At 67.8% G+C, this 22,224-nt stretch carries 23 protein-coding genes and 1 tRNA gene; 16 read left to right on the top strand and 8 right to left on the bottom strand.

Annotated features, from left to right (window positions below; all coding sequences use genetic code 11):
- Positions 1 to 7 precede the first annotated feature (7 nt).
- Together D2E22_RS05655 and D2E22_RS05660 are read right to left on the bottom strand one after the other, a co-directional pair.
- The gene (locus tag D2E22_RS05655; protein WP_126032145.1) at positions 8 to 328 is read right to left on the bottom strand and encodes a DUF4190 domain-containing protein; all 321 of its coding nucleotides are present in this window, start codon (positions 326 to 328) and stop codon (positions 8 to 10) included.
- A gap of 37 nt (positions 329 to 365) precedes the next feature.
- A complete protein-coding gene (locus tag D2E22_RS05660; protein ID WP_126032288.1) occupies positions 366 to 992 on the bottom strand; it encodes a vitamin K epoxide reductase family protein in 627 nt (208 codons plus the stop codon).
- A 243-nt stretch (positions 993 to 1,235) separates the two neighbouring features.
- Between D2E22_RS05660 and D2E22_RS05665 the strand changes: the two genes are divergently transcribed.
- The gene (locus D2E22_RS05665; protein ID WP_126032146.1) at positions 1,236 to 2,120 is read left to right on the top strand and encodes a PHP domain-containing protein; all 885 of its coding nucleotides are present in this window, start codon (positions 1,236 to 1,238) and stop codon (positions 2,118 to 2,120) included.
- Positions 2,121 to 2,221: 101 nt separating this feature from the next.
- Here D2E22_RS05665 and D2E22_RS05670 read toward each other — a convergent pair whose 3' ends face one another.
- Positions 2,222 to 2,449 (bottom strand): DUF3107 domain-containing protein, encoded by a 228-nt coding sequence (locus D2E22_RS05670; RefSeq protein ID WP_126032147.1) that lies wholly within the window; start codon positions 2,447 to 2,449, stop codon positions 2,222 to 2,224.
- 120 nt (positions 2,450 to 2,569) lie between these two features.
- Positions 2,570 to 4,057 (bottom strand): phosphotransferase, encoded by a 1,488-nt coding sequence (locus D2E22_RS05675; RefSeq protein ID WP_420897241.1) that lies wholly within the window; start codon positions 4,055 to 4,057, stop codon positions 2,570 to 2,572.
- A gap of 115 nt (positions 4,058 to 4,172) precedes the next feature.
- Between D2E22_RS05675 and D2E22_RS05680 the strand changes: the two genes are divergently transcribed.
- Complete coding sequence (locus D2E22_RS05680) at positions 4,173 to 5,663, top strand: ATP-dependent helicase (protein ID WP_206431365.1); 1,491 nt, start codon at positions 4,173 to 4,175, stop codon at positions 5,661 to 5,663.
- Between the two features lie 9 nt (positions 5,664 to 5,672).
- On the opposite strand, the gene D2E22_RS05685 is transcribed toward D2E22_RS05680, so the two are convergent.
- Positions 5,673 to 7,124: a zinc-dependent metalloprotease gene (locus D2E22_RS05685; protein ID WP_126032290.1), complete on the bottom strand. Its 1,452-nt coding sequence runs from the start codon at positions 7,122 to 7,124 to the stop codon at positions 5,673 to 5,675.
- 101 nt (positions 7,125 to 7,225) lie between these two features.
- Here D2E22_RS05685 and D2E22_RS05690 point away from each other — a divergent pair, with 101 nt between their 5' ends.
- Together D2E22_RS05690 and D2E22_RS05695 are read left to right on the top strand one after the other, a co-directional pair.
- Positions 7,226 to 8,092, top strand: a complete 867-nt coding sequence (locus tag D2E22_RS05690) for a YlbL family protein (protein WP_164518435.1) — start codon at positions 7,226 to 7,228, stop codon at positions 8,090 to 8,092.
- A gap of 98 nt (positions 8,093 to 8,190) precedes the next feature.
- Entirely contained in the window at positions 8,191 to 8,613 is a 423-nt protein-coding gene (locus D2E22_RS05695; RefSeq protein WP_126032150.1) for a DUF3052 domain-containing protein, read from the top strand.
- A gap of 66 nt (positions 8,614 to 8,679) precedes the next feature.
- On the opposite strand, the gene D2E22_RS05700 is transcribed toward D2E22_RS05695, so the two are convergent.
- Positions 8,680 to 9,174, bottom strand: a complete 495-nt coding sequence (locus D2E22_RS05700; protein WP_126032151.1) for a hypothetical protein — start codon at positions 9,172 to 9,174, stop codon at positions 8,680 to 8,682.
- A gap of 479 nt (positions 9,175 to 9,653) precedes the next feature.
- On the opposite strand from D2E22_RS05700, the gene D2E22_RS05710 reads away from it, so the two are divergent.
- The 6 genes from D2E22_RS05710 (at position 9,654) to D2E22_RS05735 (ending at position 12,980) form a co-directional block, all read left to right on the top strand.
- On the top strand, positions 9,654 to 10,592 hold the full coding sequence (locus D2E22_RS05710) for a VG15 protein (RefSeq protein WP_126032152.1): 939 nt from the start codon (positions 9,654 to 9,656) through the stop codon (positions 10,590 to 10,592).
- Between the two features lie 181 nt (positions 10,593 to 10,773).
- Complete coding sequence (locus D2E22_RS05715) at positions 10,774 to 11,052, top strand: hypothetical protein (RefSeq protein WP_126032153.1); 279 nt, start codon at positions 10,774 to 10,776, stop codon at positions 11,050 to 11,052.
- A gap of 291 nt (positions 11,053 to 11,343) precedes the next feature.
- The gene (locus D2E22_RS05720; protein WP_126032154.1) at positions 11,344 to 11,565 is read left to right on the top strand and encodes a hypothetical protein; all 222 of its coding nucleotides are present in this window, start codon (positions 11,344 to 11,346) and stop codon (positions 11,563 to 11,565) included.
- Positions 11,566 to 11,713: 148 nt separating this feature from the next.
- Positions 11,714 to 11,908: a hypothetical protein gene (locus D2E22_RS05725; RefSeq protein WP_126032155.1), complete on the top strand. Its 195-nt coding sequence runs from the start codon at positions 11,714 to 11,716 to the stop codon at positions 11,906 to 11,908.
- Positions 11,909 to 11,969: 61 nt separating this feature from the next.
- Positions 11,970 to 12,170, top strand: coding sequence for a hypothetical protein (locus tag D2E22_RS05730; RefSeq protein WP_126032156.1), 201 nt, complete (start codon positions 11,970 to 11,972; stop codon positions 12,168 to 12,170).
- A gap of 21 nt (positions 12,171 to 12,191) precedes the next feature.
- On the top strand, positions 12,192 to 12,980 hold the full coding sequence (locus D2E22_RS05735; RefSeq protein ID WP_241218233.1) for a phage major capsid family protein: 789 nt from the start codon (positions 12,192 to 12,194) through the stop codon (positions 12,978 to 12,980).
- A 305-nt stretch (positions 12,981 to 13,285) separates the two neighbouring features.
- Here D2E22_RS05735 and D2E22_RS05740 read toward each other — a convergent pair.
- A tRNA-Val gene (locus D2E22_RS05740) sits at positions 13,286 to 13,359 on the bottom strand.
- 142 nt (positions 13,360 to 13,501) lie between these two features.
- Between D2E22_RS05740 and D2E22_RS05745 the strand changes: the two genes are divergently transcribed.
- The 6 genes from D2E22_RS05745 to D2E22_RS05770 all read left to right on the top strand — a co-directional run bounded on the left by D2E22_RS05745 (position 13,502) and on the right by D2E22_RS05770 (position 20,943).
- Positions 13,502 to 15,061 carry a DivIVA domain-containing protein gene (locus tag D2E22_RS05745; protein WP_126032157.1) on the top strand — a complete coding sequence of 520 codons (1,560 nt, stop codon included), beginning with the start codon at positions 13,502 to 13,504 and terminating at the stop codon, positions 15,059 to 15,061.
- Between the two features lies 1 nt (position 15,062).
- Positions 15,063 to 16,280, top strand: a complete 1,218-nt coding sequence (gene dxr / locus D2E22_RS05750) for a 1-deoxy-D-xylulose-5-phosphate reductoisomerase (protein ID WP_126032158.1) — start codon at positions 15,063 to 15,065, stop codon at positions 16,278 to 16,280.
- Between the two features lie 156 nt (positions 16,281 to 16,436).
- A complete protein-coding gene (ispG, locus tag D2E22_RS05755; protein WP_126032159.1) occupies positions 16,437 to 17,639 on the top strand; it encodes a flavodoxin-dependent (E)-4-hydroxy-3-methylbut-2-enyl-diphosphate synthase in 1,203 nt (400 codons plus the stop codon).
- Between the two features lie 92 nt (positions 17,640 to 17,731).
- Positions 17,732 to 19,354 (top strand): alpha/beta hydrolase family protein, encoded by a 1,623-nt coding sequence (locus D2E22_RS05760; protein WP_241218267.1) that lies wholly within the window; start codon positions 17,732 to 17,734, stop codon positions 19,352 to 19,354.
- 70 nt (positions 19,355 to 19,424) lie between these two features.
- Positions 19,425 to 20,144 carry a DNA repair protein RecO gene (gene recO, locus D2E22_RS05765; protein WP_126032160.1) on the top strand — a complete coding sequence of 240 codons (720 nt, stop codon included), beginning with the start codon at positions 19,425 to 19,427 and terminating at the stop codon, positions 20,142 to 20,144.
- Positions 20,145 to 20,148: 4 nt separating this feature from the next.
- Entirely contained in the window at positions 20,149 to 20,943 is a 795-nt protein-coding gene (locus tag D2E22_RS05770; RefSeq protein ID WP_126032161.1) for an isoprenyl transferase, read from the top strand.
- Between the two features lie 10 nt (positions 20,944 to 20,953).
- On the opposite strand, the gene D2E22_RS05775 is transcribed toward D2E22_RS05770, so the two are convergent.
- Complete coding sequence (locus D2E22_RS05775; protein ID WP_126032162.1) at positions 20,954 to 22,171, bottom strand: nucleoside hydrolase; 1,218 nt, start codon at positions 22,169 to 22,171, stop codon at positions 20,954 to 20,956.
- Positions 22,172 to 22,224 lie beyond the last annotated feature (53 nt).

The raw sequence follows: 22,224 nt of genomic DNA on the forward strand, positions 1-22,224 counted from the left end.
GGGCCGCTCACCCCGCGCGCAACTGCATGCTGTAGGGGACGAACATCAGGCCGAACCAGACGAAGTAGGCGATGACGGCGAGCGCGGCGAGCATGACGACGGTGCTGACGACGATGCCGGCGATCGCCAGGCTACGGCCGCGCAGCATCCGGTCGTCGGCGGTCCTGACGAGCGCGACGATCGAGCATGCGAGGCCGGCCGGCGCCAGCAGCCATGCGCAGACGAAGCCTATGACGGCGAAGACGCTCCAGCGTTCGGGCGCCCGCGTCGGCGCGGCGGATGCGGTGGCGGGCGCGGCGGCGCCGCGCGGCGGGGTCGGCGAGGACATCAGGCTCCTTTGGTCGAGGGGACGGGAAAACCGGGGTTCAGGTGAAGAGGTATGCGCCGTCCTTGACGAGGATGAGCGTGGCGAGCGCGACGATCCAGACGGCGTCGACCATCAGATCGAAGTTGAGCCGGTAGTAGGTGCGCAGGCCGTCCGCCCGCGCCGGCAGTCCCTGGACGGTGACGGTCGCGTGGCTGACGGCGATGAACTGGATCGTCGTGGCGAAGCACAGCGCGAGGCACCACGGGCACAGCGCGTTGATGACGAACAGCGACTGCGAGGTCAGCCAGTACGAGTAGGCGAGCGCGGCGAGGGAGCCGAACCATGTGCAGGCCGCGAACCAGCGCGACATGCGCATGCGCGCCAGGCCGATGACGGCGATCGTGCAGAACACCGATTCGGCGGCGATGCCGAAGAACGCGTTCGGATAGCTCAGGCCGGCGAACCTGACGATCTCCGACTGCCATGAGTCGGCGACGGCGGAGCATGAGAGCACGGCGTTGACGTCGCATGACAGCAGCCTGCCGGGTTCGCGCGCCATCTGCAGCGTCTCGGCGGACAGTACGAAGGAGACGACGAGGGCGAGCCCGGAGGCGGCGAGCATGACGAGATACAGCCATATGGGGCCGTGGCGCCAGCCGCGCGGCGTCGCGGGGGAGTCCGGCATGCCCTCGGCGCGCGACGGGGCCGAGGCGCCCCGTGCGTTCGCCCCGTGCGGTGGTTCGGATTGGTTGCGCTGCTGCCGGTTCCCGGGCATGATGGCCTCCTCGCTGCGTCGGACATGTCGTCGGCGCGGCCGATGGCCGCGCGCCGCTGTGGAACAGTGTACCGAACGCGGGATGCATGGGGCGAATCGGCGATTTCGACGAAAGCGCGCGTCCGGTGCGCGCCGAGCGTTTACGATGGGGGTATGGCGAAGGTAGCGATTGCGATGGCACCGCCGACGAGCGGATGGGATATGCATTGCCACACGGTGTTCTCCGACGGCACGGAGACGCCGTATGAGCTGGTGCGGCGCGCGAAGGGTGCCGGACTGCACGGCGTGGCGATCACCGACCATGACACGACGGCCGGCTGGCCGCAGGCGCAGGAGGCGTCGGGCGAACTGGGGCTGCCGCTCGTGCGCGGCACCGAGATCACGGCGCAGGACGGCGACGTCTCCGTGCATATGCTCGCCTACCAGTACGATCCTCGCAGCCGGCGCATCTGCGACCTGTTCCGCGCCACGCGCGCGGCGCGGCTCGCGCGGACGAAGAAGATGGTCGCGCTGCTGGCGAAGGATTTCCCGATCGGCTGGGATGACGTGCTCGCCCAGGTCAGGGAGGGCGACCGGACGACGATCGGACGCCCGCACATCGCCGACGCGCTCGTCGCGGCCGGCGTCTACCCGGACCGCTCCGCAGCCTTCGCCGACGCGGTCAGCTCCCGCAGCAAGTACTACATCCCGACGCCGTCGCCGAGCACGGACGAGGTCGTGCGGGCGGTGGCCGAGGCCGGCGGCGTCAGCGTCGTCGCGCACGCCGCCGATCCGAGCCGCAACAGGACGTTGCTGTCCGACGCGCAGATCGCGCATCTGGTCGACGAGGGGCTCGACGGGATCGAGGTGCGGCATCGCGGCAACCCTCCCGAACAGCGCGCGCGGCTGCTCGGGCTCGCCGAACGCTACGGGCTGCTCGTGACCGGCGGTTCGGACTGGCACGGCGCGGGCAAGCCGAACCGGCTCGGCGAATGCCTGACCGACGACGAGACGGTCGCCGAGATCGTGCGCCGCGGCGCGATCCCGCTGTGGCAATAGCCGCGGCGGCGCGGCATGCGCCCCGGCATGACGAAGGGCGGCGGATCGACGCGATCACCGCGTCGATCCGCCGCCCTTCATCGCTCCGAGGTCGCGGTCGGTCAGCCGAGCGCGCCGAAACCGACGGCGTGGCGCGTCTCGGAGCCGATGATCGCATAGCCGAGCGCGTCGGCCGGTACGATGAAGCGGCGGCTCTTGTTGTCCCTCAGTACGATCGGCGTATGCTGCTCGACCGCCTGCGCGATCGTATGCTCGATCTGCTCAGCCGGCTCGTCCGAGTTGAATGTGACCGGGCGCGTGACGTTCTGGACGCCGAGTTCGATTTCCATGTGAGACTCTCCTTAGGTCCTGATGGTCGCTGTCCTTGTGGTGTACAGCATTCTACGGCAGACGGCATGCGCCGCGCCATCGCGCTACGCGCACGGATGAGGCGCGGCGGTGGGGGAAAATCAGCCCTGCGTCCGGGCCGGTGAGGATCCGTCGCCGGTCGCAGGGCGCGTCTGGTCGAGGCCGGCCTGCGCGTCGCGCATCGCCTGCTCCTCGCGTTCGAGCAGCGGGATGAGCAGCGTCTGCGCCTCCGGTCCGTTCGACGGCCTTCCGGAGGGCGACGCGGCCCGTTGCGGGCGTGCGGCGACCGCATGCGCCTGTCCGGTCGGGTCCGAACGCTCCTCGACGCCGATGACGATCGTCTCGCTCGACGAGGCCGCGATCTGGCGGGACGCCGTGTCGTCGGCGTCGACGACGCCGATCGCGTCGATCGGATGGGAGTCGGTGCGGTCGTCGCCGGCCGTCTGCCGCACGGCCTGCGACGCGCCGCCGGTGATGTCGCGTTCGTCGGTCGCGTCGAGGATCGTCGAGGCCGAGGCCGCCTGCGTGCTCGACGGCGTCGTCGCGTGGCGTCGGCGCGCCTCGTCCTCGCGCAGCAGCGTGTTCACGGTGACGGTGCTCGGGTTCGCGCCGGGGGCCGCATCGTAGCCGCGCGTACGGTGCATCGTCGCGCCGAGCTGCTGGGCGAGATGGTCGACCTGCGCCTTGAACTGCATGATACGCCCGTTGTCGCCCTGGCTGAGCGCCTGGATGAAGTCGCCGACCTGCGCCATCTGCACCCACAGGTTCGCGCGCAGCATGATGAGGTCGTCGAGACGGTTGCCGAGGATGCGGCCGTAGGCGGAGATGACGGCGTTGCGGTGCGTTTCGTCGAGCTTCGAGAAGATCCAGGCGAGGTCGCGCGCCGGGTCGTTGATCTGCATCTCCTGCCAGTTCGTGATCGTCGTGATCGTCGATCCGGAGAAGATGAAGTCGCCGTCGGCGTAGCCTCCGTGCACCGGGCAGGTCATGAACGACCACAGCCCCTCGGTCTCGAGGATGCGCGTCCAGCTGTCGGTGATCTCGCCGGGCACATGGCCGGCCTGGCGCAGCCGCTTGATCCACGACGTCAGCTGCGCGCGGATCTGGCCGGTCGTGTACGAGGGATAGCCGGATTCGGTGAGGAAGGTCGGCCGCAGCCGGTGCACGGCGCCGATCGCCGTGCCCACCGACGCGCAGTCGTCGAGCGTGAGCAGTTCGAGCGAACGGGCGACGCCCTCGGGATGCGCGGTGACGAGCACCGACGCGCGCTGCGGGTCGTCGCCGCCCGCTTGGAACGCGACGACGCGGTCGGTGGAGAAGCCCAGACCGGCGAGCTCGCGCGCGCGTGCGACGACCTGCGCCGCGCGCACGCGGCCGGCGAGGCGGCGCCTGCCGCGCGCGTCGTCGGCCGCATAGACGTTGTAGAGATGGCCGCGCAGATCCTGCACGACGGCCTGGTCGATGCCGGCCCGCGCATCCGTGTCGTTCTCCTGTTCGCTGGCGCGCACGCCGACGACGGCCGCATCCGGCATCGCCGCCGAGGCCAGGGCCGCCAACATCAGATTGCTTCGTTCACTCACAGCGGCCATTTTTCCATGCGGAGCGTACAAGCCGCTGTGCAAACGCAAGCATTGCAACGTTCCGCGCATACCCGCCGGCGGGCCCGGGCGGGGTGGGCGGCGACCGCGTGGCACAATGGTCGGCATGCAGTCATCAGCGCAGGAGATTCTCGACGGACTCGACGACGCGCAGCGTCGCGCGGCGACGAGCGTGGAGGGGCCGGTGCGCATCATCGCATGCGCCGGCGCCGGCAAGACGCGCACGATCACGCGGCGCATCGCCTACGCATGCGCGAGCGGCGCATGGCGTCCCGGCGCGGCGCTCGCCGTGACCTTCTCGGTCAAGGCGGCGAACGAGATGCGCGAACGGCTCGCGGCGCTCGGCGTCGACGGCGTGCGCGTCGCGACCTTCCACTCGGCCGCCCTCGCGCAGCTGCGCGAGGTGTGGAACGAACTATGCGAGGGGCCGTTCCCGCAGGTCGCCGAGCGACGCGGCGACCTCGTCGCGCAGGCGTGCGTGCGCGCGCTCAACCATGAGCCGGAGCGCCGCGTCGCGCTCGACGTCGAGCGCGAGATCGACTGGTGCAAGGTCTCGCTGATCGCGCCGGACGATTACGAGCGCGTCTGCGCGGCGACGCGGCGCGAACCGCCCGCGCAGCTCGACGCGCGCCGCTTCGCCGACGTCTACCGCCAGTACGAGCTCGAGAAGACGGCGCGCCTGCAGATCGACTTCAACGACATCCTGCTCATGTGCGCTCATGTGCTCGACGCGTTCCCCGAGACGGCCGCGCACATCCGCGAGCGCATCGGATGGCTCACCGTCGACGAATACCAGGACGTCTCGCCGCTGCAGCACCGGCTGCTGCGCGGATGGCTCGGCGGCAACCGCGACATCTGCGTCGTCGGCGACCCGGCGCAGACGATCTACTCGTTCGCGGGGGCGACGAGCTACTATCTCGACGACTTCGCGCGCGAGTTCGCGCCGCTCGCCGCGAACATCGAGCTGAGCCGCGACTACCGCTCGACGCTGCCGGTCGTCGCGCTCGCGAACCGGGTGCTCTCGCGCTCGCCCGAGCGCGACGACTACCTGCGGCTGCGTGCGGTGCGTTCCGGCGGCCCGCGCGTGACGAGCGCGATCTACGGCACCGACGCCGAGGAGGCCCGCGCCGTGGCCGCGGCGATCCGTGGGATCGTCGACGGCGGCGGCCGCGCCGCCGACTGCGCGGTGCTCACGCGCATCAACGGGCAGCAGGGGCCGTTCGTGCGCGCGCTTCGCGAGGCCGGCGTGCCGTATCAGGTGCGCCGCGACGCCGGCTGGCAGCAGTCGGCGGTCGCGGACATGCCCCCGGCGGACGCGTCCGCGATCGACGACGCGGCCGGCGCGCGCAGCGGGCGGGCGACGGTCAGCACGATCCACGCATCGAAGGGCCTTGAATTCAAGCATGTGTTCCTCGTCGGGCTGTCCGACGGGCTGATGCCGTTCCACGCCTCCGATGATCCGACGACGCTCGAGGAGGAGCGGCGCGTGCTCTATGTGGGGGTGACTCGCGCCGAGGACGCGCTGCATCTGTCCTATGCGCGCCGCATGAACGAGGAAAGCGGCTTCGCCAGGGACGTAAGCCGCTTTCTTCGCTGATGCGCGCCGTCAGTTCGACCGCGCGTCGTCGTCCGGGTCGTTCGTGCCGTCGCCGCCGTTCGCATCGTCGTCGAGCAGACGGCTCAGCTCGGCGTCCCAGTCGATGCGTCCGCCCTTCGGTTCGGCCGCCTCGGTCCGGTCGGTCTCGTCGGGCAGGCTCGGCAGCAGGTCCGGGTGCCCCCACATCGCGTCGCGCGCCTCGACGCCCTGGTCGGCGGTGATGCGCTCCCACAGCTGCGCGGCCTCGCGTGTGCGCTTGGGGCGCAGCTGCAGGCCGAGCAGGTTCTCGAAGGTCAGCTCGGCGGGGCCGCCGACGGCGCGCTCGCGGCGCATCATCTCGCGCAGCTGCTCGAGATGCGGCAGGTGCGCCATGCCGGAACGCCACACGACGCAGTCGACCCAGCCCTCGACGAGCGCGAGCAGCGTCTCGATCGAATGCATCGTCTCCTTCTGCTCGTCGGTCGTCGTCAGTCCGACGTTCGACAGGTTGACGGCGCCGGACAGCGAGTCCGGGTCGAGCGACGAGGCACCGCGCAGCTGCTCCTCCATCGCGTCGAGGTCGATCGTGATGCCGCGCGCGTACTTGCCGATGAGCGCGGCGAAGCGCGGCATAAGCCACGGCACCGTCGCGTACAGGCGCGCATAGGCCTGTTCGCGCAGCGCGATGAACGCGGTGACCTCGGACGCGTCGATCTCGAGCTCGCCCGCGTATTCGTCGACGTTCTGCATGATGAGGCCGCCCGCCGGGTTCTTGAGCAGTTCGATGCCCTGGTCGTAGCTGCCGCGCACCTCCTTCGACATCGCGCCGGCCGCCTGGCCGAGCTGCATCGCGTAGGAGGTGTTGGCGAACAGCTTCATCAGCTGCCTGGGGTCCTTCATGCCTTCGGGGATCGGGATCGGCACCGGCCCGGCGAACATGCCGGTGATCTCGCCGTCGAAGGCGTCGCCGAGCCGTTCGGAGATGACGGCGCCGAGCGCGTCGTTCATCGACGCGGCGACCGGGGCGGCGAACTGGGCCCACTGCTCGATCGTGCCCTCGACCCAGGCGGCGCGCGTCAGCGCCTCGGCGTGGGACGGCGCCGGATCGAAGCCGGTCGTCGTGTCGAGCCACAGGTTGACCTCGCTCATCGCGCGCCGCATCGCGTTGCCCTCCTCGGCGGTGACGATCCGTCCGCCGTCGGCGTCGTTCGCCTGCTGCAGCGCGATCGATTTCGCGAGCTTGACGTTGATCGGACCTTCGGCGATCGTCTGCTGCATCTCGCCGAAGGAATTGAGTCCGCCTCCGGCGAATGCCTGCATCATGCCGCGGATCTGCGCCGGGTCGGGCAGGTCCTCGGGGCTCTGGCTCATCAGCTGCTCGCGGATCTGGTCGGGCAGCGACTCGAGCTGCCGCCACGCCATCTCGCCCTGCACGGCGCCGAAGCAGTCGATGAACCATTGGTGCAACGTGTTCTCATCCATCATGGGTTCCCTTCGCACTCGTATGTACGCTTCATTTTTTCCTACCTGTCTCAATACGCGACACGCCGAAATAATTCCGCCGCGGCCATAGTATGGGAGGCATGTCGCACACGCAGATACCCAACCCGGCGCAGGACGCCGCGCGTCCTGGTCCGCTCCGCCGTTTCGCCGCGCATTGGCGGGGCCGGCCCTTCGGCTTCGCGGTCGGCGCGCTCGCCGTGCTGCTCGGCGCCGTGATCCTGCTGATGCCGAGCGCCTACGTCGTCGAGACGCCCGGCCCGACGCAGGACGTGCTCGGCGACAGCGGCGGCAGGAAGGTCATCGACGTCTCCGGCGTGCGGACCTACAAGGACTCCGGCAGGCTGCTGCTCGTCACCGTCAACGCCGCCGGCGTGCCCGGATACCCGGTCTCGAACGCCGAGGCGCTGTGGGGCTGGGCCGATCCGCAGATGCTCGTCATGCCGCAGGAGGCCGTCTTCACTCCCGGCCAGACGAGCGAGGAGTACAAGCGCGAATCGCAGCAGGAGATGACCTCGTCGCAGGACGCGGCCGTCACCGCCGGCCTCGACTACGCCGCAAAGCTCGGCGTCGACGTCAAGGGGGCGAAGGTGACGATGCACGTCGACGACATCGGCGGCCCGTCGGCCGGCATGATGTACGCGCTCGGCCTCGTCGACATGCTGACGCCGGCCGAGGAGTCGGCGAAGACGACGGTGGCGGGCACCGGCACGATCGACGACAAGGGCGAGGTCGGCGCGATCGGCGGCATCGACTTGAAGATGCTCGGCGCGAAACGCGACGGCGCCACATGGTTCCTCGCGCCGTCCGCCAACTGCGACGAGGTCGTCGGCCATGTGCCCGAGGGCCTGCGCGACGTCAAGGTGTCCACGCTCGACGACGCGTACCGCGCGCTCGTCGCGATCGGCGAAGGGCGCGGGGACTCGCTGCCGAGCTGCACGGCCGGATGACGGGACCCTCGAACGGCTCCGCCGCGCCGATTGCGCGGGACGTGAGGCCCGCGGCCGCAGGCCGGGCGTGTTCGCCGGTGTTTGCTATATTGGCGAACGTGAATCAAACGGCATCTGAGAAAGCTGAGGAGTTCGGCTTCCGCACGGGGGACCTGGTCCAGGAATGGCTCTGGGACGACGATGTGGATGACACGATCCGCGAGAACATCGAGACGTTGACCGGTGAGGAGCTGGTGGACGAGGAATACGATTCCGCCGTGGACGGCGCGATCATCTGGTGGCGCGACGGCGATGACGAGGACGGCCTGTCGGACACGATCATGGACGCCTACGCCGTGCTCGGCCAGGACGGCCCGCTGTGGGTGCTCACGCCGAAACCGGGACGCGACGGGGCGCCGGGGGCGAACACCGTGCAGAACGCGTCGAAGACGGCCGGCATGAACGCGTCGACGCCGCTGACCGTCAGCGACGACTGGAACGGCATCCGCCTGCGGGCCTTCGGCAAGAGTTCGAACCGCTAGACGTCAGTCGCCGCCGGCGATCCCCCGCGAGAGGGGGCCGGCGGCGATGTCGTATCGGCGCCACGCTCACAGCAGACATGCGCACAGCTGCATCATGACGGCGCAGGCGAACACGACCGTCATCGCGAAGGTGCGGGGGAAACGTTCGCGCAGGATCGCAAAGGAGAGCGCGAACGCGAAAGCGAGCGCAACGAGACCGAAGGCCACCCAGCGGATGGCGGCATGCGCCGGGTCGATGACGCCGAACAGCGTGAGCATTACCGGGATGAGCATGCCGGCCGACAGCACGAGCATGACGAGCGCGACGATCATGTCGGCGCGCTTCGACGCGGGTTGGGGATGCGGCCGGCGCGCCCGTTCCTCCTCGAGCGCGCGCGTCAGCTCGGCGATGCGCCGGTCGTCGTCGACGGCGCGCCAATGCGCCTCATGTTCGAGCCGCCGCACTTCGAGGTCGAGCGCGTCGAGGCGCTCCTGGATCCCGGCCTCGCGCCGTGAGGGGCCGGGCAGCAGCGTCTGCAACGTCTTCAGCGGGTTCGACAATACGTCCAATGGGGTGTTCATGGCACACGATTATAAGGAGCGCGGCAGGGGAGGCGACGGCGTTCCCTCGCACAGCTGAGCGCGGGAACGGCTGATCGCAGGGGGCCGCCCGTGGACGACCCGCATGGCATCCAATGGATCGTGATGGACAACGAACTGACCGCCGACGTCAAGCGAGGCGGCCATCAGCTGCTACAAACACTCCTGCTCGTTCCTGACCATCGACTACGACCCGTATGACCCGAGCGGTGAGCGTATTCTCATCACTCCGCGCTCGGCCGACTCGTCGGCAGCCCTGTGGGACGCGCAACGCCGACGCATCGCCGCCGCCCTGACCATCACCGGCGCCGACCAGAACGGCGACATCACCGACTTCAACGTGTGGCTGCCCGGCCGCAACTACCAAGAATTATCAGGACAGTATCGAGAAGCTGACCGACGCGGCCGCCGACGAGATCGAGACCGCTCTCAGGCGCGGTGATATGGCGCTCAAGGAGATCATGCGTGAATACACCGACGCCGCCTCCCAACTGGCACGCGACTACTACCACACAGTGCGCCAGGCATGGGCCGAATACACCGGACAGGAATTCCCCGGATTCAACGACGGCGGCCTCATCGACACCGACCGCATCCTCTGGCAGATCCAACACGGCATGGCGAACACGGACTATCCAGGCCTGAAATACCGCGACGTGAAAACAGGATCCAACAAGGCCGGCCTGACCATGAACGACCTATGGCCCGACATGACCGACATCGACGACGCCCAACAGTTCATCGGCGACATGATCCGCACCGCGTTGCGCTCGCAGACACAACAATGCATGCGCCGCGACCCCACACAGCCACGCTGGGCACGCGTGCCACACGGCAAGACATGCGCGTTCTGCGTCATGCTCGCATCCCGCGGCTTCGCCTACCTGAGCGCCGAGACCGGCGGCAAGGGCGGCACCCGGTTCCACGACGACTGCGACTGCCGCGTCATCCCCAGCTGGGGCAGACAGACGCTCAAAGGCTACGATCCGGACGAATACCATAGGCTCTACCGGAACGCTCGAGACATAGCTTCCTCTACGGCGAAACGGACAGTGCTGAAAGCACTGAGGCGGATAGACCCGGAAAGCGTAACCGACGGCGTGTTCCCCGACGACAACAAGATGTCCAAGGACAACTCGCTCTCGTACCGAAAATGGCACGAACACGTTAATGGCGTGAAGGAGCGTAAAAGAAAGGACCGGACCCGTCTGTTTCAGCAGTATTCGGTATGCAAGATTCCTCCGCTCACTCCATTGGAACCGCCGGTCTGGGACGATGATACCCTGATTCGATTTACAGCAAAAACTTGGAACCATTCGCTGTTCGGGTACGACGCTGGAGGCGGGCATCTATTCGGCTATGGATGGATATACGGGAAACCGGAATTCCCCGAGGATTGAACGGCTGAAGACATCGCGAACGCGGCCAGAGTCATATTGGGCAGAACTCGCGAGAAATGGGATAGCGACGCGAAACTCGGACGTGTGAGCGGTATAATAGATGGACTGGAAATCTGCGTAACGTTCGGAACGAAAAAAGGCGTGAAGACAATCCGAAGCATATTCCCGAAAGAGGTGACGGATGTCCGACAGCGTGCAACTGATGCGTGACACAACGCTTCATCTCATCAATGAAATACGAGAATGCGGATTCCGCGAGTATGCGGATACGCTTCGCGATCTCCTTCAGTATGATGTGGGCGCCAGTTACGGCATGGCCGTCGATCTGATATGCGATGAGGGGGCCGTCACAATCACTCCGGAATCCATCGACTTGGCCAAGAAGGTCTACGAACACGAACCCGACTCATATGACGAGTTGCACGAACTGGAGGAAGCCTTCACACGCCAGAGCCAATGATTGATAACGCTGACGGAAGGTGAACCCTCCAGATGGCGTACTGCCGTATTCGGCACTCAGTAGCTAGCTCATGGCGTTCAACATCGCGAAAGGCCGCCCACACGGAGGCGGCCTTTCGCATACCTGGGCTGGCCATCCCGGTGATGGGTATTTCAATCCCACACGTCAATGCGCCGAGGCTTGGGCTGAGATGATGAGCTCGCAGATCGCGGATCCTGATGCATGGTCGTTGATAGAGCGTTGCTTCCCGCAATCAGTTACAATGTTCAATACTATGGTGAAGGAGGTGATATGCCGATGAAAGACGCAGATTTCGAAGCTTTCTGCAAGGAAGCCAAAGATATTCCGCTCAGTGATTTGTCGACAGCGTATTTCAGGTCCCAAGGTGTCGGTTTCTTCAACATTGAGGACAATTCCATCAACGTCACCGGTAAAGAGCTACAGCGTTGGATGCTATGGTGCGTCTATTACGGCAGGCCGAAGGAAGAGTATCCACTCGCCATGAACCAATGATGCGTGAAGGGTCCCATCGGGGGGCTCTTTGCATATCCGGGGCTGGATGGCTTGCACCGCTGGTTCGATTCCGGCGCAGCCCACGATACGAAGCACCCGCACGGGTGCTTTTTTATTGCCCGAAACGTGCCAACACGAAAGGAACATCATGGCCACGAACGATGACGTGCAGCAGCAGCTCGACGAAGCCCTCGCAAGGAACAAGGAGCTGCAGGACAAGCTCGACCAGGCCACCAAGCATTCGCGCCAATGGGAGGAACGCGCCAAGGCGAACAAGAGCGCCGCCGACGAGCTGGAACAGCTCAAAGCGGAGCACGACAAAAACCGTCAAGGAAGCGGATGAGCTACGCGCATGGAAGAAGAGCACAGAGGACGCTCAGGAACGTACTCGCATCGCCCAGCAGGTGAGCGAGAAGACCGGTGTGCCGGCCGACCTGCTCGTCGGCGACGACGAGGAAAGCATGAGCGCCTACGCGCACAAGCTCGACCAGTTCGCGCACCCCAAGCCGCAGGGCCTGCCCAACCAGGGCATGCAGCCGTTCGGCGCAGCTGGAGCCAACCCGATGGGTGACGTGGTCCACCAGATGTTCGACAACCTCAACTAGCACTATCGAAAGGAATCCATCATGGTGATGGACACCAGCAAAATCAAACTGCCCGCCGAAGTGACGCGGGCGATCATCAACAAGGTCGGCAATACCAGCACGATCGCGGCGCTCAGCCCCAGCACGCCACAGCTGTTCCTCAACGAGGACTACATGGTGTTCAACGGTGCCGCCGAGGCCGAGGCCGAGGTCGTGGCCGAGGGCCAGAAGAAAAGCTCCTACGAGCAGGAAGTGAGCTACATCACCGGCAAGAAGTTCAAGGTGCAGTGCACCACGCGCGTCACCGAGGAACTCAAATGGGCCGACGAGGACAACCGCCTCGAGATCATCAGCTCCATTCAGGAGGACCAGACCAAGGCCATCGCGCGCGCCCTCGACTACGTCATCTACCACGCCATCGACCCCAAGGCCGGCACCAAACTCACCGGCTATGACGCGCTCACCGCGAACGCGGTCGCGGTCACCGATTCCGGCGACGACATCGCGAACGTGGACGCGCTCGCCGACGCGGTCAACGAATACGATATCAACGGCGTGGCGTTGTCTCGCACGTGGGCGTCCCGCCTGTGCAAGCTGCGTGTGCCCGCGACCGGTATGCGCTTCTATCCGGAGATCAATCTCAACCTCAATGTGGGTGCGTCCGACGGCATCCCGGCGGCCACGTCCACCACGGTCGACGGCAAGAAGGTGAAGACCGCGACGAACGTGCTGGCCATCATGGGAGACTACAGCCTCATCAAGTGGGGCATGATCCGTGACATCTGGGCCGAGGTCATCCAGTACGGCAACCCGGAGACCAGACCGGCGTAGACCTCAAGGCCCACAACCAGACCGCCTACCGCACCGAGGCGATGTTCTCCTATGCGGTCCTCGACCCGCGCATGCGTCTCGTCAACGTAGATATCATAGGCACGCGCGGGCTCATCGCGGCGGGACTCCTGCCAAGCCCGGACACCCGTCGATGACCACGCGTTTTGGACGCGAAAACCAGCAAACCGCACCCAAAACGGGCAATCTCCATCAAACATCATCAAAACATCGCGGGTAGCATGCGAACCTTGCTTCCTCAACGGAAAAGCCCCGCCTCGAGCCGATCTCGAGGCGGGGCGTTGAAGTGGGCGATGAGGGATTCGAACCCCCGACATCCACCGTGTAAAGGTGGCGCTCTAACCGACTGAGCTAATCGCCCATAGGAAACTATCGTACAACGACGGGTGAAGAAAACGGCGCCCCGACGGGTGTCGCGGGCGGCGCGGGGCGGCCGGTGCCATGCGCGCGTCTCAAACATCACGTAATCTAGCACTGGTACGAAATCGCGAGGAGGACAGACGATGGCGCAGGAACGCGAAGCGACGGGTGGCACGGCGAATATCGAACGCGTGAGCAAACGCAAGAAGGGCTACGATGTGCGTCAGGTGGACGCCTTCCTCGAGCAGGCGCACGCCCTGTACGAGCAGGACGGCGTCGAACTCAAACGCAGCGATATCCAGGACGCGTCCTTCGACATCGTCAAAGGCGGCTATGCGATCCCGCAGGTCGATGCGACGCTCGAACGGCTCGCGAAGGCCGTCAGCGACAAGGACACCTCCTATGAGATCGCAGAACTGGGCCGCGTCGCGTGGAAGGCGCAGGTCGAGGCGCTCTACCATCAGCTCGAGGCGCATGCCGAGCGCGTCGAGGGTGAACGCTTCGCGCCGGGGGAGGCGAAGAAGCCCTCATACGACCGCAAGCAGGTGGACCGCCTCATCGACCGCATCATGGATCAGGCCGGCGGCGAGCTCGACCGCATCAGCTCCGACGCAGAGGCCGGCGACGACGGCGCGAGGCTGACGGCGCAGTCCGTCTCCGACGTCATGTTCACGCAGCGCAAGGGCAGGCGCGGCTACGACGAACGTCAGGTCGACTACTACCTCAACGCCTGCGCCGACCTGCTCGGGCGCCTTGAGTCCTACGCGCGCGTCTCCACCTACGCCGCGCGACGACCGGCCGCCGCGCCGGCCATCGCGCCGCTCATCCCCGAACACGCGGGCGCGGCGCGCACGGCGGCGTCGGCCGCGCAACCGGCGGCCGACCCCGTGCCGGCGGCCGTGACGGAGCCGCGCGCGTCCGAACAGTCCTTCGACGAGCTGCACAAGGCCGAACAGGCAATCTTCATGTCGGCGGCGCCGGCCGTCTCGCCGGTGACGCCGGCGTCGGCCGCGGCCGCCTCGACCATCCCGGTCAGCGACGCCGTCGCGGCCGCCGCCGCGGCCGCGGGCGCGAGCGTGGCCACCGGCCAGCCGGATGACGACGGTCGCGATCTGACGCAGACGCAGCCCTTCGGCGCGCCACTCGCCGCGACCGAGCCCAGGCATGCGCCGTCGCCGGTCGCGCGCGCCCATACGCTGTCCGACATCAAGCCGATCACGCCGGCGCCGCGCACGATCCCCGAGCGCGAACGCGTGACGCCGACGCCGCCGGCCGTGTCCGACGACCTCAATGCGGTGCCGACGGTGACGGCCGTGTCCGACGAGACGACGATCACCTTCGGCGACACGCGCCAGCCGTCGCTCGATTCGCCGTCTCTCGCCGCGCTCGCGTCGCTCGCGAAGAGCACCGAGACGCTGCCCGAGCAGCCGCAGCAGCCGTCGGCGTCGACGACGTCGAGCGGACTGTCGGTGCCGACGCTGACGAACGTGACGATCCCCGACCTGCCGGTGCGCCGTCCGATGGACGCGTCCGCAGCCTCCGAGGACGCCGCGCCCGCATCCTCCGCCGCCTCCGGCGACGGCCACGACACGCGCTTCGTGCCGCCGGACACGATGAACGTCGAGATCCCGGACCTCGAATTCCCGACCTTCTCGACCGACGGTCCGCTCGTCGCCGGCGACGCGGACGAGGACGGGCGCTGACATGACGCTGGAACGGCACATCGCGGCACCGCAGGACGGCCCGCATCGCGACGTCGTCATCCTCGGCTCGACCGGCTCGATCGGCACGCAGGGACTCGACGTCATCGCCCGCCACCCCGAGCGGTTCACCGTCACCGGGCTGGCCGCGGGCGGCTCCCACGTCGAGCTGCTCGCCGACCAGGCCGTGCGCTTCGCCGTGCCCGACGTCGTCGTCGCCGACCCGTCCGCTGCGCGTCCGCTGCGTGAGGCGCTCGATGCGCGGGGCGCGCGCAGCGTGCGGGTGCGCGCCGGCCTCGACGAGGTCGACGCCATCGCCGCAAGCGGCGCCGACGTCGTGCTCAACGGCATCACCGGCTCGATCGGGCTGACGCCGTCGATCGCGGCGCTCAGGGCCGGCTCGCAGCTCGCGCTCGCGAACAAGGAGTCGGTCGTCGCCGGCGGCCATCTGCTCTTCGACGCGCAGACGCGCCCCGACCAGATCAACCCGGTCGACTCCGAGCATTCGGCGATCTGGCAGTCGCTGCGCTCCGGCGCGCACGACGAGGTCTCCCGGCTCGTCGTGACCGCATCGGGCGGCCCGTTCCGCGGCTGGACGCGCGAGCGGATGCGCGGCATCACGCCCGAACAGGCGCTCAACCACCCCACCTGGCATATGGGGCCGGTCGTCACGATCAACTCGTCGACGCTGATGAACAAGGGGCTCGAGGTCATCGAGGCGAGCCGCCTGTTCGCCATCGCGCCCGAACGCATCGTCGTCACCGTGCACCCGCAGTCGATCGTCCATTCGATGGTCGAGTTCCGTGACGGCGCGACGATCGCGCAGGCCTCACCGCCCGACATGAGGCTGCCGATCGCGTTGGGGCTGTCCGCGCCCGAACGGCTCGGCGACGTCGCCGCGGCCTGCGACTGGAGCACGGCCGCCTCCTGGACCTTCGAACCGCTCGACGACGAGGCGTTCCCTGCCGTCGACCTCGCGCGCCGGTGCCTGAACGCCTCCGAGAAGCACACGGCCGTGCTCAACGCGGCAAACGAGCAGGCCGTGCACGCGTTCCTCGAGGGGCGCCTGCCGTATCTGGGCATCGTCGACACCGTCGAACACGTGCTCGACGCGATGGACGGCGAGCTTCGCGACGCGCCGCGCTTCACGTCGGTCGACGACATGCTCGGCTGTGAGCACGAGGCGCGCGCCCGGGCCGATGCGATCATCGCCGCCCGCTGAGGACCTGCGCGTTCCCGCACGCCGTCACCGGCGAGGGGCCGCACCGGTGACGGCGTTGACGCGCTGGTGTATCCTGTGATGGATTCCGCCGCCCCATACGGGCGGCGCAGCCATAGCGATGGTTGTCCGACGAACGAATGGATGGATGGATTGACGATGGACAAACCGTTCCGCAAGACCGGAGAACAGGCGATCAGCGAAAGCCCGCTGCACCCGAGGCGCACATCGCGCCGCATCATGGTCGGGCCGGTTGCGGTCGGCGGCGGGGCACCGATCTCGGTGCAGTCGATGACGAACACGAGGACCGCTGACGTCGGTGCGACGCTGCAGCAGATCGCCGAGCTGACGGCCGCCGGATGCGACATCGTGCGCGTCGCCGTGCCGACGCAGGAGGACGCCGACGCGTTGCCGAGGATCGTTGCCAAATCGCCGATCCCGGTCATCGCCGACATCCACTTCCAGAGCAACTACGTGTTCGAGGCGATCGACGCCGGCTGCGCGGCGGTGCGCGTCAACCCCGGCAACATCCGCAAGTTCAACGAGGTCGGCCCGGCGATCTGCAGGGCGGCGACCGACGCGGGCATCTCGCTGCGCATCGGCGTCAATGCCGGCTCGCTCGACAAGGCGCTCTACGAACGCTACGGCGGTCCGACCCCCGAGGCGCTCGTCGCCTCCGCGCTCAAGGAGGCGCGCATGTTCGAGGACGTCGGCTTCCATGACTTCAAGATCTCGGTCAAGCACCACGACCCGGTCACGATGGTCGAGACCTACCGGCTGCTCGCCCGGCAGGGCGACTGGCCGCTGCATCTGGGCGTCACCGAGGCCGGACCGGCCTGGCAGGGCACGATCAAGTCGTGCGTGGCCTTCGGTGCGTTGCTCGCCGAGGGCATCGGCGACACGATCCGCGTCTCGCTGTCCGCGCCTCCGGTCGAGGAGGTCAAGGTCGGCTGCAAGATCCTCGAATACCTGGGCCTGCGGGCGCGCAAGTTCGATATCATCAGCTGCCCGAGCTGCGGACGCGCGCAGGTCGACGTCATCCAGCTCGCGAACGCCGTCACCGACGGCCTCAAGGACGTCACGGCGCCGATTCGCGTCGCCGTCATGGGCTGCATCGTCAACGGTCCCGGCGAGGCGCGCGAGGCCGACCTCGGCGTCGCCTCCGGCAACGGCAAGGGGCAGATCTTCATCAAGGGAAAGGTCGTCGAGACGGTCCCCGAGGACCGCATCGTCGAGACGTTGCTCAAGCACGCGGACGCCATCGCCGAGCAGATGCGGGCCGATGGCGTGGACACGGCGGCGGGGACGGGCCCCGTCGTCATCCCGGTCGTCGATGAGGGACACGGCGAGAGGGACGAGTGAGCGGAAAGGACGGTGACGTGACGGACAGCATCCAACACGTCGACGAGAACCAGGCGGCGCGCCCGATGGGCTTCAGCCGCACGAAGCGGCTCATGGTCACGTTGCCGATCTTCATCATCCTGCTCGGCATCCTTGTGACCGTCTCGACGAACACGAGGATCGAGGTCGAGGACACGCCGCGCGCGATGAGCTTCGCGACGCTCACGCCGGACACGGCCGTCACCTTCGACACGGAGGACGAGCTGCCCGGCAACGGCACCTACAAGGTGCGCAAGCAGTATCTGACGATCGACGCGAAGCGGCCGTCGACCGGCGAGATCCAGAAGGTCCGCGTGCTCATACGCACACCCGAGGGGGCGCCGTCGAAGGGACTGCCCGGCATGGTGTTCATGCACGGCGCCGGCTACGGTACCTGCGACAACTCCTTCGGCGACATCGCCACGAGCATGGCGTCGGCCGGCTTCGTCACCGCCGTCCTCGACAAGCCGGTGTGGTCGACGAGCGACCTCGACCGCGACTACGAGGGATCCGCCGTCGTCTACGACCAGGTCATCGGCATCCTGCGGTCCATGGACGCCGTCGACGAGCACAAGGTCGGCATCTACGCGACGAGCGAGGCGACATGGATTTCGTCGTATCTGCTCGACATCGACGACGACGTCGCCTTCCAGATCCTGCTGTCCCCGATGGTGTTCTCGCCGCGCCACGCGCTCGCCTTCCTCGCCGTGCAGAACTTCGCGCTCGCCGGCGCGAACGACGGCTACCAGTCGATCGTGCGGCGCGTGTTCTCGTTCGACCTGGCGATGTTCCACCTCGACAACATCGACATCCGCACGTCGACGCCGAAGGCGTTCTCGATACCGACGATGGTCGCCTACGGCTCGAAGGACGTCATGACGGCGCAGGTGGAGGGGTTCAAGGAGATCCTCGCGCTCGCGCACAGGGCCGGCAACTGGGACGTCTCGCTGCGCAGCTACCCGATTGCGAACCATGTGCTGCGCCTGGGCGACGAATCGATGAGCGGCACGCCCTTCGCCGACGACTACGTCGACGACATGGTCTCGTGGGCCGTCGGCACGTCGCGCGGCCTTGAGCAGACGAGCGAACGCATCGCCGGCACGCCGCTCTACCAGTCGATCCCGGTGCCACGCGGACTGCACGCCCACCGCGTCATGACCGTCTACGGCACGATCGTGCTCGCGCTGATGGCCGTCATGATGCTCGTCTCGCTCATCGTCTCGCTCATCGCGCTCGTCGCGCACATCCGCAACCGCCGCAGGGGGCGCGGCCCGGCGCTCGGCATGCGTGAACGCTTCGGCGGCGCGCTGCTCATGCTCACGATCGTGACGCTCGTCGCGCTGTTCGTGTTCCTCGGCGGCTTCGGCGAGGTCGTCCTCGCCGTCGTGCATATGGCATGGGGCAGCGCCCCACCGGACGACAGCGGCATGATGTACTGGAGCTGGCCGTTCATCCAGGTCGTGTGCATCGTGCTGTTGTGGGCGTGGTCGCGCGTGTTCGCCGGCATCATCGAGTCGCTGTCCGTGCGCGGCGTGCTGCAATGGCCGATGCGCCGCGGTGCGCTCAAGCAGATCGCGAGTGGCGCGCAGCCGGTCGTCGCGACGACGAGGCTCGGACGCGTGCTGTTCTGGACCGTCGCCTTCACGATGCTGCTGATCCTGCTGAGCTTCTCGTTCTGGGGCCTGTTCCTGTTCTGACGGCCCCGATGCGCGACGCACGGCGATGTGATCGCGTGATACCCGTGACGATGTGAGAAAGGAGCGGCGCATGGCGCTCTACCGTGACGAAGGCGTCGTGCTCAGGACGGCGAAGCTCGGCGAGGCCGACCGCATCATCACCGTGTTCACGCGCGGCCATGGCAAGGTGCGCGCCGTGGCGAAGGGCGTGCGCCGCACGAAGTCGCGCTTCGGCGGGCGCGTCGAGCCGTTCATGCGCATCGACCTGCTGCTGGGCGAGGGGCGCACCTTCGACACGATCAGCCAGGCCGAGTCGATCGCCGCCTACGCCGGGCCGATCGGCGCCGACTATGAGGCGTACCGCGCCGCGAACGTCGTCGTCGAGACGCTCAACGACCTGATCACAAGCGAGCACGAGCCGGCGCCGGCGCAGTACCGGCTGCTCGTCGGCGCGCTCAACGCGCTCGCGCAGGGACGGCACGGCGCGCAGATGATCGCTGAATCCTATGTGCTGCGCGCGCTCGCACTCGCCGGATGGCGCCAGCGGCTCGACTCGTGCGTCGTGTGCGGGCGCGCCGACCGGCTCACCCATCTGTCGGCCGCCGCCGGCGGCGTCATGTGCGAGGCCGACCATACGCCCGAGGCGAAACCGGTCGACCCGTTCACGTTGCGCAGGCTGAGGGCGCTCGCCGACGGCGACTGGGCGGCGCTCGACGGCGAGCGACCCGACCCGCGCACCGTGCGCGCCGTCGAGGAATGGGCGCAGTACTATCTCGAACGGCCGATACGTTCGATGCGCTTGCTAGATTGAACGTATGGCTTTTGACTGCGTCGATTACACATCCCTCAACGTCCCGGCAGCGCCGTTCTCCGATCCGACGATCGTGCCGGACTTCCCGAAGAGCAAAGTGCCGCGCCATGTGGGCGTCATCATGGACGGCAACGGGCGGTGGGCGCAGCAGCGCGGCCTGATCCGCACCGAGGGCCATCAGGCCGCCGAACCGGTCGTCTTCGACACGATCGCCGGCGCGATCGAGGCCGGCGTGCGCTATCTGAGCTTGTACACGTTCTCGACCGAGAACTGGAAGCGCTCGCCGCAGGAGGTGCGCTTCCTGATGGGCTTCTCTCGCGACATCATCCGCCGCCGCGTCGCGCAGATGGATGAGTGGGGCGTGCGCGTACGCTGGTCGGGGCGCCGCCCGAAGCTGTGGAAGTCGGTCATCGACGAACTCGAGACGGCGATGGAACGCACCAAGCGCAACAAGGTCATCGACGTCGTCTTCTGCATCAACTACGGCGGCCGCGCCGAGATCGCCGACGCCGCGGCCGCGATTGCGCGCGAGGTGCGCGAGGGGCGCATCAAGGGCGACCGCGTCACCGAGAAGATGGTCGCCGAGCATCTGTACAACCCGGACATCCCGGACTGCGACCTCGTCATCCGCACCTCCGGCGAGCAGCGCACAAGCAACTTCCTGCCGTGGGAGGCGGCCTACGCCGAACTCGACTTCGTGCCCGAGCTGTTCCCCGACTGCGGCCGCGAGGTGCTGTGGGGCTCGATCGACCGCTACATCCACCGCGACCGCCGCTTCGGCGGCGTCAGGCAGTCGTGAGCGTCGCCCGCTAGCCGAGCGAGGCGAGGAAACCTGCGATCGCATCGGTGAAGCGGCGTACGAAGCCCGCGCCGTCGACGCCGAGCGCGACATGCGTATCCGTCGCATCGTCGAGCGCCGCGCGCGGGTCGCCGATCGTGCGGCCGCGCACACCGACGCCGTCGCCGGTGCGCGTCTCGACGATCATCGGCAGGTCGAAGGTCGTCACGAGCGACGGATCGAGCGCGACGGCCGCGGCGAGCGGGTCGTGCAGCGGCATGCCGGCGGCGAAGATCGGGTCGCTCGCGCGGTTTGCGCGGATCGAGAAGTTCGCGAGGCTCGCGAGCAGGAACGCGACATGGCGGCGCTTGCATGCGCCGGCCTCGCCTTCGCCGGCGAGCCATCGCGCGACGTCAGCCGGCCCGAGCAGGCAGCGGTGCGTGACGTCGAGGCCGATCATCGTCGTGTCGGCGTGCGCGCGCAGCACGCGGTCGGCCGCCTCGGGATCCTGCAGCACGTTCGTCTCGCACACCAGGTCGTAGCAGTTGCCCTCCTGCGTGAGCGTGCCGCCCATGAACACGATGCGTGCGCGGCGCACGGCGTCCGGGTCGGCGCGCAGCGCGACGTCGACGTCGGTGAGCGGACCGGTCGCGACGATCGTCAGCGCGTCGCCGTAGCGTCGCGCGGCGTCGACGATGAGCCGCGCGCCGTCGGTCATCGGCGAGCAGTCCTCATCGGGGAAACCGAGCTTTTCCGGCGTCGCGAGGCCGGCGCGCGTGAAGAACTCGGGGATCGTCGGCAGTTCGGCGTGCGGGTCGCCGACCGGGTAGCCGCCGACCGAGATCGCATGGCCCTGCCGGATGAGGGCGCCGACGTCCGCCGCGGACAAGGTGACGACGCCGTCGTCGTCCGAGGCGATGACGAGCCCCGGCCGCTCCTTGGGCGTCGCGCACACGCCGATGCGCAGGTCGGCCAGCCCGTTGCGCCCGTGGAAGCGCGCGCAGCCGGCGTCGGCGACGAACATCGGCGCCCACGACGGATGGCGCGCGCCGTCGGACACCGGCACGTCGGCGCGGCCGAGCATGGCGAGTACGGTGCGTGTGTTGCGCGCGGCCTGCTGCTGCAGCACGTTGCCGTAGGTGGCGCTGACGCCGACGATGTGCGCGTCGGAGGCGACGAGGTAGGCGAGTGCGAGCGCGTCGTCGACGCCGGTGTCCATGCTCAGGACGAGATGCTGGGGAACGGTCATACGCCCATTGTTCCACGGATGGTTCCGCCATGCGCGGTTTCACTGCGCGCTAT

Source organism: Bifidobacterium castoris (assembly GCF_003952025.1).
Taxonomy (GTDB): Bacteria; Actinomycetota; Actinomycetes; order Actinomycetales; family Bifidobacteriaceae; genus Bifidobacterium; species Bifidobacterium castoris.